The organism is Rhizobium sp. BK491 (assembly GCF_014194925.1).
Classification (GTDB): Bacteria; Pseudomonadota; Alphaproteobacteria; order Rhizobiales; family Rhizobiaceae; genus Rhizobium.
The window spans coordinates 153,864-170,107 of sequence record NZ_JACIAR010000006.1 but is presented as its reverse complement, the minus strand read 5'-3'; the positions used below and the strand labels follow the sequence as shown (position 1 = coordinate 170,107).

The window sequence follows — 16,244 nt, the reverse complement described above, 5'->3', positions numbered from 1 at the left end:
CAGGAAACACTAGAGCGAAGGTCTTCGTCGCCAGCAGCGCCGCCGCCCTCGTCAGTGATCGGGCTTATAGACCCTACCTCCGAACCAAGTCAACACTCAGACTGTAAAAATTCTGACATTTTTGTAAGGGCTTGATTTTAAACGGGGTTTTGTAAGTGCCGTTGAAATCCTGGAGATTTTTTCGCGATTGGCGGCGATTTCAGGATTCATTTTACGTCGCCTGCCGGAATCGTCCAGATAGCCACTCCCAAAGGGCTGCTTGCGCCCTGTTGCAAGCAATGGATCCGCTCTCATTGCCAGCCGAACACCCAGGACCTAATAGACATCGAGAGATTGAAGGGAGCAGATATGGTGCCTCTCGATAAAAGGCGGCGCGCGCCGCGTCGAACCCGCAAACTCCAGCTTTCGCCCATAAACATATGTGGAGCCAGCCGGCGTGACATATAGAGTGCCTTTATTGCCGGAGCTGCCGGTCTCGCATGTGCTTGCCGATATTGGCACCGCGCTCTGTAGAGAGCGGCGTGCGGTACTCTCCGCGCCGCCCGGCGCCGGCAAGACGACGCTGGTGCCGCTTTATCTCTTAGGGCAGGCATGGCGCGGCGATGGCAGGATCATTCTTCTGGAACCACGGCGGCTGGCGGCACGGGCCGCTGCTGCCCGCATGGCCTCGCTACTTGGCGAACAGGTCGGCGATACAGTCGGCTATCGCATGCGGCTCGACAACCGCATTTCTTCCAAGACCCGTATTGAGGTGGTGACGGAGGGTGTCTTCGCGCGGATGATCCTCGACGATCCCGAACTGTCAGGCATCTCCACCGTCATCTTCGACGAATTCCACGAGCGCTCGCTGGATGCGGATTTCGGCCTGGCGCTGGCGCTCGACGTGCAATCGGCATTGCGCGACGATCTGCGCATCCTTGTTATGTCTGCAACGCTCGATGTGGAGCGCGTCGCTGCACTCCTCGACCATCCGCCTGTGATTGAAAGTATGGGCCGCAGCTTTCCGATCGATATCCGCCATCAGGATCGGCCAGCGGGAGAGCGGATCGAGGATACAGTGACGCGGGCGATCCTCAATGCGCATACGAGCGAACAGGGTTCCATCCTCGCCTTCCTGCCCGGTCAGGCGGAAATCACCCGCACGGTGGAGCGGCTTGAAGGCCGCTTCGGGTCGGAGACGATGATCGCGCCGCTCTATGGCAACCTCAGCCAGAAGGAACAGGATGCGGCGATAAGGCCAGCCGCGCAGGGCACACGCAAGATCGTGCTGGCAACCTCGATCGCCGAGACATCGATCACTATCGACGGTGTGCGCATCGTCATCGACAGCGGATTGCAGCGGCTGCCCGTCTTTGAGGCTTCGACCGGCATCACGCGGCTGGAAACGGTGCGCGTGTCACGTGCTTCGGCCGATCAGCGCGCCGGCCGTGCCGGGCGAACCGAGCCGGGCATTGCCATCCGGCTCTGGCATCCGGGGCAGACCGCGGCGCTTCCGGCCTTTACGCCGCCGCAAATCCTTTCCAGTGACCTTTCAGGCCTAGCGCTCGATCTCGCCCATTGGGGCGTGCAGGATCCGGCAACGCTTGCCTTCGTCGACCAACCGCCGGCAACGACGCTCGCCGAGGCGCGGACCCTGCTGCGGCAGCTGGGAGCGCTCGATGCGGAAAACGGGCTGACGGCGCGCGGCCGGCTGATGCGCGAGCTTGCCTTGCCGCCACGGCTGGCGGCCATGGTGATTTCCGCTGGCGAATTCGGCCAGGCGCGGGAGGCGGCGCTGCTTGCTGTGCTGCTGACGGAACAAGGGCTTGGCGGCCAGAGCAGCGATCTGGAAGATCGTTTGCGGCGCTTCAAGACGGAGAAGGGCGAGCGGGCCGAGGCGGCGCGGCGGCTGGCCGGGCGCCTTGCTCAGGCTGCCGGCGGCAATGGCGGCTTTGCCGCTTCTACTCCTCCGCTTGCCGGTGCGCTGCTGCTGCATGCCTTTCCCGATCGGATCGCGCTGCAGCGCGGCGGGCGAGGACGTTTCGTCATGGCCAACGGGCGCGGCGCGGAGCTGCCGGAGACCGAGCGGCTGGCAGGATCGCAGATGCTTGTCATTGCCGACCTAACCGGACGTGCGGCGCAGGCGCGTATTCTGACGGCGGCGGAGATTTCCCGCGCCGATGTCGAAGAGCATTTGCCGGGCGAGATCCGCACCGAAGATCAAAGCTTTTTCGATAAAGCGAGCCGACAGGTGCGGGCGCGGCGGGCGACAAGGCTCGGCGCCATCATCTTCGAAGAGACGCCCCTGCCCCGCCCCTCCGGTGAACAGGCGGCGAAAGCGCTGGCCGAAGGTATTCGCGAACTCGGCATTGACGTCCTGCCTTTCTCCAAAGAGGCGGTGCAGCTGCGGGACAGGATCGGCTTCTTATACAGGACGATCGGCGAGCCCTGGCCCGACATGAGCGACGAGGCGCTGCTTGCCCGACTCGACGAATGGTTCACGCCGTTTCAAAGCGATGTGCGCGGCCTCTCCGATATTTCGGCCGGCGGACTCTCCAATGGACTGATGTCGCTGGTGCCGCACGAGCTGCAGCGCGATCTCTCCCGGATGGCGCCGACGCATTTCGAGGCGCCCACCGGTCAGCGCCATCCCATACAATATGACGGCGAAGAGCCGCTGCTCACCATCCGCGTGCAGGAGCTGTTCGGGCTGAAGCAGCATCCGGCCATCGGCGGCGGCAGATTGCCGCTGGTGCTGGAATTGACATCGCCCGCACATCGCCCGATCCAGACGACGCGCGACCTGCCGGGCTTCTGGGCCGGATCCTGGAAGGATGTCCGCGCCGACATGCGCGGCCGCTATCCCAGGCATCCTTGGCCGGAGGATCCGGCCGAGGCCTTGCCGACAACACGCGCCAAGCCACGGGGGACCTGACGATGGCACGCTTCTTCCGGGGACTGGAAAAACTCTCCGAAGCCGAAATGAAGGCACAGGAGGGCCATCATACCAGCCGGCGGCTGAGATTGCAGACGCTGGTGCGGTTGCGCTGGCTGGCAGTCGGCGGTCAGACGGTGACGGTCATGATCGTCGCCTTCTGGCTGAAATTTCCGATGCCGCTTCTCCCATGCTGCGTGCTGATCGCCTGCCTTGCCTGGATCAACTTCTTCCTGACGCTACGCTACCCGCCGACGCACCGGCTGGAACCGCCGGCGGCCTTCGCGCTGCTCAGCCTCGATCTGCTGCAGCTCTGCGGGCTGCTCCTAATCACCGGTGGGCTTTCCAACCCTTTCTCAGCCTTGGTCTGCGTGCCCGTCATCATTTCCTTTGCCTCGCAGCCGATCCGCTACAGCATGCCGCTCATCGGACTTGCGATGATCTGCATTACCGCTCTGGCATTCTCTCCCTTCCCCTTGCCTTGGTATGAAGGCGTTTCGGTCAGCGTGCATAGCGTCATGCAGCTGGGCGTGTGGTGCTCAATTGCCTCCACCATGGCGTTTGCCGCCTTCTATGCCTACCGTGTCTCTATGGAGGCCTCGCAGCTTGCGGATGCTCTTTCAGCGACGGAGCTGGTGCTGCAGCGGGAAAAGCACCTGTCGCAGCTGGATGGGCTGGCGGCAGCGGCCGCACACGAACTCGGCACGCCGCTTGCGACGATCAGCGTCGTCGCCAAAGAGATGGAGCGGGAACTCCGGGAAGACGATCGGTTCCGGGAGGATGTGGCACTGCTGCGCAGCCAGAGCGAGCGTTGCCGCGACATCCTGCGGCGGCTAACGACACTCTCTTCGGAGGATGAGGCGCATATGCGGCGGCTGACCCTGTCTTCGATGATGGAAGAGGTTATCGCGCCGCACCGCGAATTCGGAATCAACCTGGAATTCATCGAGAAGAGCCCGCGGGCGGGCGAACCTGTTCTGTCACGCAATGCCGGCATCATGTACGGCCTCGGCAACCTCATCGAAAATGCGGTCGACTATGCCCGCAAGACTGTGACCGTCACGGTGGAATACACCGCCGAAACTCTGACTATTATCATCGAGGACGATGGCGGCGGGTACTCGCCGGAAATACTGGCGCGGATCGGCGAACCCTATGTCACCTCGCGCCAGCGCGACGACACGGCAGGCGGGCTCGGGCTCGGGCTCTTCATCGCCAAGACCTTGCTGGAACGCTCTGGCGCTACACTTTCCTTTAGCAATCGCGATGCGGAGACGCCGGGAGCGCGCGTCCGCGTCGAATGGCCGCGCGTGTTAATCGACAGTAATTCGACAAAATGATTTTCGCGGCCTAAAACTGCCATCGTCAAAATTGGTTGAATATGCAGGCGGATGGTCGCCGGGATAGAAGATAAAATGACGGATAAGGAAAGCGTGGCCCCGCAAGCAGGGGTCAAGGATGCCGAGGCCCATATCGGCCCGGATGCTACATTGCTGATCGTCGATGACGACGGCCCCTTTCTGCGCCGGCTGGCGCGGGCAATGGAGACACGCGGCTTTGCAGTCGAGACGGCGGAATCCGTCGCGGAAGGCGTTGCCAAATCCAAGGCGACCCCGCCGAAATATGCCGTGGTCGACCTTCGCCTCGGCGACGGCAACGGGCTCGACGTGATCGAAGCCATCCGCCAGCGTCGGGACGACACACATATTGTGGTGCTGACGGGCTATGGCAACATCGCGACGGCAGTGACCGCCGTCAAGCTTGGCGCTCTCGACTATCTCGCCAAGCCCGCCGATGCAGACGACGTCTATGCCGCGCTGACGCAGCGCCCCGGTGAAAAGGCCGAAGTGCCCGAAAACCCGATGTCTGCGGACCGCGTGCGCTGGGAGCATATCCAGCGCGTCTATGAAATGTGTGAGCGTAATGTCTCCGAGACGGCTCGCCGGCTCAACATGCATCGCCGCACTTTGCAGCGCATCCTTGCCAAGCGGGCTCCGAAATAGAGCATACTTTGCCTCGGGAGAAGGACGCTGTAAGTGCGAGTTGCAAAAACCACTCGAAGCTAAAGCTCTTCACCCCTCTCATCGGCGTCCTGAGCTATCGAAGGGCGGGCACTAACCAGGGTCGAGCCATCGGTCTCGACCCGTCCTTCGGACCCCCGTGGGGAGAAGGCAAAATCTTTACCCGTTGCCCACTCGGCCAGCATTAGGCGCTGGGCGGCAGCGCGGGAGAAGTTGAGCGTTACCGACTTGCGCGTCGCCGGCGGCAGGCGATGCTCCGGCGCCTCGCGGATCATATGGGCGCCATAACCATCTGACAGAAACAGCCCGCAATCTTCCGGGAAGATATCCAGGGGCACGTCCTTGTGCGTCGCGAAGAACATCCGGTCGCAATGCTGCCGGTATTCGGGCCATTTGCGGTCGACGCGGAAATCCTCGATCGAGGTCTTGATCTCGATGATCCAGATCTCGCCCTTTTCCGAAAGGCTGATGAGATCGGCGCGGCGACCGCTGGCGAGCGGCAGCTCGGGTAGCACGGCGTGACGCATGTCGTGCAGTAATAGTTGCACGCCCTTGCGTACAAGCATGGCCCGTTCCGACTGCCGGCCATCTATTAACGGATTGTTATTGTAAACGTTCAAAATCGTCATGAATTGTCTCTGGGACAGGCCTGGCGTTGTTGCAAAAAAACCATGTCCTTCTAATTTGCGCGCCGGCGCTATTTTTGTAGGGCCAGAGCAGCTTGCAAAGCTAAGTTTAATGGAAAATAAACTTTAGACAAAGATGGTTGATAGCCATCCGTTTCCCGCCACGAAAATTCAAGAGACTTCCATGCGCATCCGTAATGCTATGACCGCACTCGGCCTTGTCGCAATGCTCGCATCGGCTGGCTATGCCACCACCGCCGCAGCAGCGCCGGCCGCTACCGCCAATTCGGCTACCGAGACCATCAAGACGTTCGATGGCGATTACGGTGTGACGACCGACAATGGCTTTCAGCTGCCGGCGATCCCGATCCAGAAGGTGAAGCCGCAGTTCCGCCGTCAGATCGTCGAATACAAGACGGATGAGGCCGAAGGCACGATCATCGTCAACACGCGCGAGCGTCACCTCTACTACATCCTCGGCAATGGCGAAGCGATGCGCTACGGCATCGGCGTCGGCAAGCAGGGCTTCTCCTGGTCCGGCACCGCCTATGTTGCCTGGAAGCAGGAATGGCCGAATTGGCATCCGCCGAAGGAAATGGCTGTTCGCCGTCCGGAAATCGCCAAGTACGTCGATGGCGGCATGAACCCGGGCCTGTCGAACCCGCTCGGCGCGCGCGCCATGTATCTCTACAATGAAAAGGGCCAGGACACGCTGTTCCGCCTGCACGGCACGCCGGAATGGGCTTCCATCGGCACCGCCGCCTCCTCCGGCTGCATCCGCCTGATCAATCAGGACGTGATCGATCTCTACAGCCGCGTTCTTCCGGGCCGCAGCACCAAGGTTGTCGTGATCCAGTAATCACTGGGAATTCGCATTGAAAAAGCCGCCGGATATCGTCCGGCGGCTTTTTTGTTTGCGTTTTTCAGCTGCCCTCCGGCAGGCCTATCCGGCCTGCTTTGCCTTCAGCTCGATGCGGCGGCGATGCAGGACCGGTTCGGTATAGCCGTTTGGCTGCTGGCGTCCCTTGAGGACGAGATCGAGCGCTGCCTGGAAGGCGACGGAGTCGTCGAAATTGCCGGCCATGGGAATATAATTGGGATCGTCGGCATTCTGCTGATCGACGACGGCGGCCATACGCTTCATCGTTTCGACAATCTGCGCTTCGCTGATGACCTTGTGGTGCAGCCAATTGGCCATATGCTGCGCCGAGATGCGCAGGGTAGCTCTGTCTTCCATCAAGCCGATATTGTTGATGTCAGGCACCTTGGAGCAGCCGACGCCCTGATCGACCCAGCGCACGACATAGCCGAGAATGCCCTGGCTGTTGTTGTCGATCTCGCGCTGGATTTCCTCCGGCGTCCAGTTCGGCCGCGAGGCGACCGGCACGGAGAGGATGTCTGACAGCTTGGCGCGGGCGCGGCTCTTCAGGCTCTTCTGGACATCGGCGACATTGACGCGGTGGTAATGGGTGGCGTGCAGCGTGGCGGCGGTCGGCGACGGCACCCAGGCGGTGTTGGCGCCGGCCTTGGGATGGGCGATCTTCTGCTCGAGCATGGCGGCCATCAGGTCCGGCATGGCCCACATGCCCTTGCCGATCTGCGCATGGCCCGAGAGGCCGCATTCGAGGCCGATATCAACATTCCAGTTCTCATAGGCCGCAATCCAGGCCGCCTGCTTCATGTCGCCCTTGCGGATCATCGGGCCGGCTTCCATGGACGTGTGGATTTCATCGCCGGTGCGATCGAGGAAGCCGGTGTTGATGAAGACCACGCGCTCGCGGGCGGCGCGGATCGCCTCCTTGAGGTTGACCGTCGTGCGGCGCTCCTCGTCCATGATGCCCATCTTCATGGTGTTGCGCGCCATCCCAAGCAGGTCTTCGACGCGCGTGAAGATATCGACCGCGAAGGCGACTTCTTCCGGGCCGTGCATCTTCGGCTTGACGACATACATCGAACCCGCGCGTGAATTCTGGCGGCGCCCGTTCGGACCGATATCGTAGAGCGCGATCAGGCCGGTGATGACGGCGTCCATGATGCCTTCCGGCACCTCCTTGCCATCCCGGTCGAGAATGGCCGGATTGGTCATCAGGTGGCCGACATTGCGCACCAGCATGAGCGAGCGGCAATGCAGATCGAAGGTGCTGCCATCCGGCGCGGTGTAGGTGACATCGGGGTTCAGCCGACGCGTGAAGGTCTTGCCGCCCTTGGCGACTTCCTCAGCCAGATCGCCCTTCATCAGGCCAAGCCAGTTGCGATAGACCTCTGCCTTGTCCTCGGCATCGACGGCGGCGATCGAATCCTCGCAGTCCATGATCGTCGTGATCGCCGATTCCAGGCGAACATCGGAAATGCCGGCCGGATCAGCCTTGCCGATCTCGGTGCCGGCGTCGATGACGATTTCAATATGGATGCCGTTCTGCTTCAACAGGACATGCGAGGGGCTGGTGGCATCGCCGAGATAACCAGCGAAATGATCAGCCTCTGTCAGTTTTGCGGCGCCAACCTTCGTGGTGATCGTCAGTGCGCCGTTCTTTACGGCAAGATTGGTGACGTCCTTCCAGCTTGCACCATCAAGCGGCACGGCCGAATCAAGGAAATCACGGACCCAGGCAATGACCTTCTCGCCGCGCTTGGGGTTATAGCCCCTGCCCTTTTCGGCGCCATCGGTCTCGGCAATGGCATCGGTGCCGTAGAGCGCATCGTAGAGCGATCCCCACCGGGCATTGGCGGCATTCAAGGCATAGCGCGCGTTCATGACCGGAACGACAAGCTGCGGGCCGGCGATCTCGGATATTTCCGGATCGACATTGGTGGTCGAGATCGTGAAGGCCGGGCCTTCGGGCACGATATAGCCGATCTCGCGAAGGAAAGCCTCGTAGGCGGCGAGATCGACAGGCGCGCCGTTCTTGCGATACCAATCGTCAAGTGCTGCCTGCATGCGGTCGCGCTTGGCTAGAAGCTCACGGTTCCTTGGCGCGAGATCGTGGACGATCTTGGAAAAGCCGGCGAAGAAGGCCTCCGCATCCACGCCGGAACCGGGCAGCGCCTCCTTGACGAGGAAATCGTAGAGGACCTGTTCGATCTGAAGCCCGTGTTTTTCAATGCGGCTCATGCCATATACTCCTCAAGGCCGTTCCACGGCTCAATTTTTACATGTTGCCACTTTGCTCACGGTTTCACTTCTGTCAATTTGGCAATGGTTCGAAAGATTTATGCCACTCGGGAAATAATTAGTCCGCGGCGATACGGGGACGGCCCGTAGCGGTCGCCACGAACCGGGCCTCGATCAGCTTGCGACTGCCTTCCACCTCGGGCGCATCCACCTGCTCGTCCACCGCAACCACCAGATCCACGGCACCATTTAGCCTTGCCTGCGCCATTGCCGCCTCGATGGCGCGCGAGCGGGCATCGGCGAAGCTCCGATCCTCATTGGTGAAGCGTAGACTTTCGCCGGCGCCGTTTAGCACATAGATGCCATCCTCCGGCATGGTGACGAAAACGGTGACGCTGGTGCGGACCTGACCGACGACGGCACCGACGGCATTCGCCACATCCGAATCGCCGGGAATGGCGTTCTCGGTCGCCAGCATCTCGGCAATGGCGGGATAATAGACCGGAGCGGAAGCGCCGAGGCCGACAAGCGGCCGATCGAGCGAAATGGCAAAACGGGCGATCCCCGGCGCACGGCGAAGGGCGCGATCGATGGAGATGGATTTCGCGGGATCCAGATCGGCCACGCCATCTTCAGCAAGGCAGGCGGCGAGAATGACATCGGCCGACTGGCGGGTGAGGCGATCGACGATCTTCTGCGCCAATTCCTCGACAGATTCGGCGATGAGACGTCCCGAACCATCCTTCAGCCGCATCGCCAGAGCGAGCCCAAGGCGGGCAGCCTCTGCATTCCACTGGTTTTGCCCGCCGAGCACGTGCATGGCATCGGAAGGCGTCAGGCCGCTCAGATGCACGAGGCCGCGCGCGACAAGCCGATCCAAAGTCGCCTTCTGCGACGTCATTGTCAGGAGCTTGTCGAGCGCCACGGGAACGGCGCCGATTCGATCGAACAACGCCTGCTCCGGGCTGCTGAGGCCGCTTGCCAGATGATCCGGCACGCCGGTGCGCAGCGCAAAGCGGCCGGCGTTGCGGGCGAGATGCGTCGCCCGCAGCTGTTGCTCCAGGACATTCAAGACGGCATCGCCATGCATGTGAGCGGCGAGGCTCAGCGGCAACAAGCGGCGCGGGCCGAGTTCGAAGGCGGCGACGAGGCCGCGGTCGTTGATCTTCACTTCGGAATCGCCGCCAAGGCCATAAGTGCGCATGGCAACGGCCTCGACCATGGTGCGATAGCCTCCGACCACGGCACCATCGGCATCCAGCCGCGGCCTGCCATCCTCCATGACGGCGACATCGGTGGTGGTGCCGCCGATGTCGGAAACGACGGCATTGTCGAGGCCGGTGAGATAGCGCGCGCCGACGAGGCTTGCCGCCGGACCCGAGAGGATCGTCTCGATCGGGCGGAGCTTGGCTTCATCGGCCGAAATCAAGGCGCCATCGCCGCGCACCACCATCATCGGCGCGGCAATGCCGCGCGTCGCCAAAAACCCTTCGCAAGCACCGACGAGGCGGTCGATCATCGAGACGAGGCGAGCATTGAGCAGCGTCGTCAGGGCGCGGCGCGGGCCACCCAATTTGGAAGAGAGTTCATGGCTGCAGGTGACCGGCAGATGCGAGATCTCGCGGATGCAATCGCGCACCCTGATTTCATGAGCCGGATTCCGTACGGCGAAATAGCCGGCGACGGCAAAGGACGACACCGACTTCGCCAATTCGGGTAACGCATCGCGCAGCGCCGTCAGATCGAGCGGGTTTTCGTTGCCGTGAACATTGTGGCCGCCGGGGAGGAACAGCACAGGATCGGAGCCCAACGCTTCCGCAAGGCCATCACGCTTGAGATCCTCGGGGCCGAAACCGATCATGACCAGGCCGGCCCGGCCGCCCTGCCCTTCGACAAGCGCGTTGGTGGCAAGCGTCGTCGACAGCGATACGAGGCCGATGGCCGAAACGGGAATATCGGCCTTGGCGATGACGGCATCGACGGCGCCGGCAATGCCAACGGCCAGATCATGCCGCGTCGTCAGCGATTTCGCCTTGGCGACCACGCCCTCGGTTTCATGGAAGAGAACGGCATCGGTGTAGGTTCCACCCGTATCGATGCCGAGCAGGAAGTGAGATGTCACGACAATATCCAGCCTTGAATGCACTGCGATGCCGTTATTGCACCCTTCCGGGCCGGGCCGCTAGCTGGCAAGCGGCAAAAACAGTCCTACCGCCTCGTCACCCGCATCGGCAATCCGCCGTGCGGCTGCGTCGTGAGCTTCTGCACCGGCCAGGGATCAGTCTCATCAGTCAGGTCGAAGCGGAAGCGACGCATCATGACGGCAAGGGCGATGACGGCCTCCTGAAGCGCGAAAGTGGCGCCGATGCAGACGCGCGGACCGGCGCCGAAAGGCAGATACTGGAAGCGATTGATCTTGGCCCGGTTTTCCGGAAGAAAGCGCTCCGGCATGAAGGCGCGCGGCTTTTCCCAGTAGAGCTCGTGGCGATGCAGCGTCCAGGGCATGATGAGGACGGTGATTCCCTTCTCCATCGTCACGCGCTCGCCCTTGTCGCTCACCCATTCGTCATCGGCGATCGCGGCGCGATTGATCGACGGAGCCGGCGGATAGAGGCGCATCGCCTCCTCGAAGGCGGCGCGGACGTTCGGCATCAGGTCGAGCCAGGCGACCGGCTCGGCATCGGTTGCCAGCACCCGGTCGATTTCCTCTTCCATGGCCTCGCGAATATGCGGGCTATTGGCGACGCAATAGAGCGTCCAGGCAAGGGCACGGGCTGTTGTCTCGTGGCCTGCGCCGATGAAAGTGAGGATATTGTCCTCGATCTCCTCCATGGTCAGTCCATCCGGACCGGCCTTTTCGAGCAGCAGCGTCAGAAAATCGTCCGGCGCGCTGGCGCGATCCCGGCGCATCTTGTCCAGCCGCTGATCCATGGTGGTGCGGACGATGCCGCGGAACTTGTCGAGCACGCGCTGGCCGCCGATCCGGGTGATGCGCGGCACCCAGGCAGGGGCGCGCAAAAGATCCATCGGATCGACCCGGCCCATGCGATGCAGGAGCTCATTGACCTCATCGGCGAAATGCTCGCCTCCGGTGACGATCTCGCCGGAAAACAAGGTCTCTGCCAGGATGGCGAAGGTCAATTCGGTCATATCGGTGGCAATATCGAACACGGCGCCCTCCGCGCCGATGTCCTCGTATTTCTGCAGATATTCCAGGCTCTGGCTCAGCATCTGGCCGGCAAAGCCCTGTGCGTGACGTGGCGTGAACACCGGTGCCACAGCCTTGCGCGAGCGCTTCCAAACTGGCCCCTCCGCCGTCAGCAGGCCATCGCGCAGGATCGGCCGGAGCACGAGCTGGCGGATATCGGCCATGCGATAATTGGCTGCATTATCGACCAGAACATGCTTGATCAGGCCGGGATCGTTGACGATGAGCGTCCGCTCGTTGAAGAACTTGGTCTTGATCCAGGGCAGCGTATAGGAAGGCTCGCCCCAGAGTTCGAGCGGATTGCGCAGGATGGTCTTGATGATGGTCCATCGCGACGGCGGAATGGTACGCGGGATCGGCGCCGGCGGAGAGAAGGCTTCCGGAATCATATCCATGGATCAACTCTCCTCGAAATCCGGCGATTGCCGTAACAAACACAGCGGGAGCTGCGTACCCGTTCGATATGGGGAACGCCGCCTGCCAAATCCAGACGATAAAACGTCGCGCTGAGTGCTTACAAAAGCGACTTCAGATCGCTCAGCTTATCATTGATGAGCCAGCCATAGTAATTTTCTTCGGGCCAGACCGGCTGCGAGGAGCCGCGGTTCTTGGCGGCAAGGGCTGCGGCGCGCTTGCGGGAGTTGCCGAGATTATAAAGCGTCGCCGTGATGCCGGGATTGCCTGAGATATCCATGCCGGCGATCGAGCGATAGTCATCGATCGACTTGCGGATCGAAGCCGCGACGAAGGCCAGCGACAGGTCCGGGTCCATGATCGCCTTGTAGACGCCGCCCGCATCCTTCTCGCTGAGCTTCGGGATGCCCGAGGTGCGGCTGACGAGATCCGATAGCTCAAGGGCCGTCAGCGGATTGACTTGGCCGAGGCCGAAAGTCTGACCGGCATAGAAGGGCTGGAAGAAGACCGCGCTGAAACGATTGTCGGGATAGGATGTGCCGCCGACGGTCTTGCCGCGGAAGTCATCTTCCCAGACATCCTCACGGCAGGTCCAGAGGCTGTAGGAATCGCTCTTGCCCTTGCAGGCATCGAATTGCGGCCGCGCAACGAAATCATCGACGTTTTCGCCATTATAGGCAAAGCGGAAGCTCTGGCCGGCATAGGAGGCAGCCTTGACGTAATAGGACTGCAGGCCATCATAAGCATCGACATTGTAGGTATGCTCGCCGACGAGCGCGCCGATGATGTGGATGGGCTCGATACCATAGGCCCGCGCTGTCGACTTGATCTTTGCCATCAGCTTCGTATCGGTCGCCAGTAATTCGCGGACTTTCTGATACTTGCGCTCAAAGCTCGAATTCGTGCCGCGGGTCCGCCGGACCGAAGCGCCGGGAACCGGCGGCTGCTCGGCATTGCGGTTGCCCGGGGGCACCGCGGTCGCCGCCTCCGCATAGGCTGGTATCCAGGAAAGGCTGACAACTGCCAGAAGAAGAGTGATCAGTATCCGTCGCAAGATGGCTGTCCTGTCGAAGTTTAAACCGATGTTTCCGTGCGGTTGCCTGACGGATAATCTTGGCCGAATAAAGCCACGCGACACAAAGAAACGGGCCCCTAACTAAAAAGTTAACGGCCCGCTGTCGAGTGTTTACTGTCTTAAATCGCTTCTGCCGGCCCGCTTACAGAATGAAGCGGGACAGATCGGTGTTGGTGGCGAGGTCACCGACATGCTCGCGGACATAGGCGGCATCGATGGTTATCGATACCCCGGCGCGATCCGAGGCGTTGTAGGAGATCTCGTCGAGCACCCGCTCCATGACCGTCTGCAGGCGGCGGGCGCCGATATTCTCGACGGTCGAATTCAGATGCACGGCGACATCGGCGAGAGCGTCGATCGCGTCATCCGTGAAGTCGAGCTTCAGGTCTTCCGTTTCCATCAGTGCCTTGTACTGGCGGATGAGGCTTGCCTGCGGCTCGGTGAGGATGCGGCGGAAGTCTTCCTTGGTCAGCGGCCGGAGCTCGACGCGGATCGGCAGGCGGCCCTGCAACTCCGGCAGAAGATCCGAAGGCTTCGAGACATGGAAGGCACCGGAGGCGATGAAGAGGATATGGTCGGTCTTGACCGGGCCATACTTCGTCGACACCGTCGTGCCTTCGACCAGCGGCAGCAGGTCGCGCTGCACGCCTTCGCGGGAGACGCCGGCACCCATGCCGCCATCGCGGGCGGCGATCTTGTCGATCTCGTCGAGGAAGACGATGCCGTCATTTTCGGCGGATTGCACGGCTTCGCGCTGGATCGCCTCATTGTCGATCAGCTTGTCGGACTCGTCACGGATCAGCTCCTTGTAGGAATCCTTGACCGTCGTGCGCACCTTCTTCGTGCGGCCGCCCATGGCCTTGCCGAACATTTCGGAGAGGTTGAGTACGCCGATATTGGCGCCGGGCATGCCGGGGATCTCGAAGCCGCCGGGCATGCCGGAGCCGGTATCGGCCACCTCGATATCAATTTCCTTGTCGTCAAGCTGGCCGTCGCGCAGCTTCTTGCGGAAGCTGTCGCGCGTTGCCGGCGAGGCGGTGGCGCCAACCAGCGCATCGAGCACGCGCTCTTCGGCGCTCATATGCGCCTTGGCTTGCACCTCGGCGCGCTTCTTTTCGCGCACCAAACCGATGCCGACTTCGACGAGATCGCGGACGATCTGCTCGACATCGCGGCCGACATAGCCGACCTCGGTGAACTTGGTGGCTTCGACCTTGATGAAGGGGGCGCCCGCGAGCTTCGCAAGGCGGCGGGAGATTTCCGTCTTGCCGACGCCGGTGGGACCGATCATCAAAATGTTCTTGGGCATGACTTCGTCGCGCAGCTCAGGCTCGAGCTGTTGGCGACGCCAGCGGTTGCGCAGCGCAATCGCCACGGCGCGCTTGGCCTCATGTTGGCCGACAATATAGCGATCGAGCTCGGAAACGATCTCGCGGGGGGAAAAAGTGGTCATTTCGTATGTTCCCTATCAGGGCTGGAAACTATCAAGAGAGGAACTTATTGGGCTTCGGCATCGAGCGTTTCGACGACCACATTGTGGTTCGTGTAGACGCAAATGTCGGCGGCGATATCGAGGGCGCGGCGGGCGACGTCTTCAGCCGATTTGTCGCTATCCATCAGCGCACGGGCAGCAGCGAGCGCGAAATTGCCGCCGGAGCCGATTGCCATGGCGCCGTGTTCGGGCTCAAGCACATCGCCGTTGCCGGTGATGGCGAGCGTTATGTTCTTGTCGGCAACCAGCATCATGGCTTCGAGATTGCGCAGATATTTGTCGGTGCGCCAGTCCTTGGCGAGCTCGACGGCGGCGCGCATCAGTTGGCCGGGATATTGTTCGAGCTTCTTTTCAAGCCGTTCGAGCAGCGTGAAGGCATCGGCAGTCGCGCCGGCGAAACCGGCGATTACATCGCCCTTGCCGATGCGGCGAACCTTGCGCGCATTGCCCTTCATTACGGTCTGGCCAAGGCTGACCTGGCCATCGCCAGCCATCACGACCTTGCCGTCCTTGCGAATAGTCACGATTGTCGTCATTTAACACCTGTTTGCCCCCGTTTCGGCGGGCTTTCTGCCGGGCCGCGTATCGGCCCCGTCAGCACCTATGTAAGAGGGGTTTTGGCGATTGCAAATGGCAACCGCGCCCGAATAATGGCGGCAAGCCGGCTAAACGCGTAAGGCCCTTGCGTAACTTCTGGATATTTCCCGATACGCCTGATAAGGAACGGCCGTATTCCGATGGAGCAGCCCATGGCAGAGACCGCAGCGAGCCGCACGGCAAGCGTTTCCCGCAAGACCAACGAGACCTCGGTCTCCGTTTCCGTCAACATCGACGGCAGCGGCAAATCGACGATTTCGACGGGTGTCGGCTTCTTCGACCATATGCTGGAACAGCTGTCGCGACATTCGCTGATCGACATGGAGATCGACACCAAGGGCGACCTGCATGTCGACGATCATCATGCCGTCGAGGATACCGGCATCGCGATCGGCCAGGCGATTGCCAAGGCGCTGGGCGACCGGCGCGGCATCACGCGCTACGCTTCGATCGACCTCGCCATGGACGAGACCATGACGAAGGCGGCCGTCGATCTCTCGGGCCGGCCCTTCCTCGTCTGGAACGTCTCGTTCAGCGCGCCGAAGATCGGCACCTTCGATACCGAACTGGTGCGCGAATTCTTCCAGGCGCTGGCGCAGAATGCCGGCATCACCTTGCATATCCTCAACCATTATGGCGCCAACAATCACCATATAGCCGAGACATGCTTCAAGGCCGTTGCGCGCGCATTGCGTACCGCAACCGAGATCGATCCGCGGCAGGCAGGCCGGGTGCCCTCGACGAAAGGCACGCTCGCCTGAGCCCCGAACTGGGGAATTGAGGAA

Annotated in this window: 12 protein-coding genes; 5 read left to right on the top strand and 7 right to left on the bottom strand. The window is 61.7% G+C overall.

The features are described 5' to 3' along the window. Positions 1 to 448 precede the first annotated feature (448 nt). The 3 genes from hrpB to FHX05_RS24710 all read left to right on the top strand — a co-directional run bounded on the left by hrpB (position 449) and on the right by FHX05_RS24710 (position 4,917). Entirely contained in the window at positions 449 to 2,914 is a 2,466-nt protein-coding gene (gene hrpB, locus FHX05_RS24720; protein ID WP_183875133.1) for an ATP-dependent helicase HrpB, read from the top strand. A gap of 47 nt (positions 2,915 to 2,961) precedes the next feature. Next, entirely contained in the window at positions 2,962 to 4,254 is a 1,293-nt protein-coding gene (locus FHX05_RS24715) for an ActS/PrrB/RegB family redox-sensitive histidine kinase (protein WP_183875131.1), read from the top strand. 75 nt (positions 4,255 to 4,329) lie between these two features. Then, complete coding sequence (locus FHX05_RS24710; protein WP_112400216.1) at positions 4,330 to 4,917, top strand: ActR/PrrA/RegA family redox response regulator transcription factor; 588 nt, start codon at positions 4,330 to 4,332, stop codon at positions 4,915 to 4,917. A 59-nt stretch (positions 4,918 to 4,976) separates the two neighbouring features. Here the strand turns inward: FHX05_RS24710 and FHX05_RS24705 are convergent, their stop codons facing one another. Then, entirely contained in the window at positions 4,977 to 5,564 is a 588-nt protein-coding gene (locus tag FHX05_RS24705) for an MmcB family DNA repair protein (protein ID WP_246699072.1), read from the bottom strand. Between the two features lie 181 nt (positions 5,565 to 5,745). On the opposite strand from FHX05_RS24705, the gene FHX05_RS24700 reads away from it, so the two are divergent. Next, positions 5,746 to 6,420, top strand: coding sequence for a L,D-transpeptidase (locus FHX05_RS24700; RefSeq protein WP_112338657.1), 675 nt, complete (start codon positions 5,746 to 5,748; stop codon positions 6,418 to 6,420). Between the two features lie 84 nt (positions 6,421 to 6,504). On the opposite strand, the gene FHX05_RS24695 is transcribed toward FHX05_RS24700, so the two are convergent. From FHX05_RS24695 to hslV, 6 genes are all read right to left on the bottom strand, one after another. Next, a complete protein-coding gene (locus tag FHX05_RS24695) occupies positions 6,505 to 8,673 on the bottom strand; it encodes a malate synthase G (protein WP_183875115.1) in 2,169 nt (722 codons plus the stop codon). Positions 8,674 to 8,791: 118 nt separating this feature from the next. Next, on the bottom strand, positions 8,792 to 10,795 hold the full coding sequence (locus FHX05_RS24690; protein ID WP_183875113.1) for a hydantoinase/oxoprolinase family protein: 2,004 nt from the start codon (positions 10,793 to 10,795) through the stop codon (positions 8,792 to 8,794). Between the two features lie 86 nt (positions 10,796 to 10,881). Further along, complete coding sequence (locus FHX05_RS24685) at positions 10,882 to 12,276, bottom strand: cytochrome P450 (protein WP_183875111.1); 1,395 nt, start codon at positions 12,274 to 12,276, stop codon at positions 10,882 to 10,884. Between the two features lie 119 nt (positions 12,277 to 12,395). Beyond that, positions 12,396 to 13,349 (bottom strand): DUF1402 family protein, encoded by a 954-nt coding sequence (locus tag FHX05_RS24680; protein WP_112400218.1) that lies wholly within the window; start codon positions 13,347 to 13,349, stop codon positions 12,396 to 12,398. Between the two features lie 163 nt (positions 13,350 to 13,512). Further along, entirely contained in the window at positions 13,513 to 14,823 is a 1,311-nt protein-coding gene (gene hslU / locus FHX05_RS24675; RefSeq protein ID WP_075853300.1) for an ATP-dependent protease ATPase subunit HslU, read from the bottom strand. 44 nt (positions 14,824 to 14,867) lie between these two features. After that, a complete protein-coding gene (hslV, locus tag FHX05_RS24670) occupies positions 14,868 to 15,398 on the bottom strand; it encodes an ATP-dependent protease subunit HslV (RefSeq protein WP_112338568.1) in 531 nt (176 codons plus the stop codon). A 213-nt stretch (positions 15,399 to 15,611) separates the two neighbouring features. Here hslV and hisB point away from each other — a divergent pair, with 213 nt between their 5' ends. Then, complete coding sequence (hisB, locus tag FHX05_RS24665) at positions 15,612 to 16,220, top strand: imidazoleglycerol-phosphate dehydratase HisB (protein WP_015338215.1); 609 nt, start codon at positions 15,612 to 15,614, stop codon at positions 16,218 to 16,220. The last annotated feature ends 24 nt before the right edge of the window (positions 16,221 to 16,244 follow it).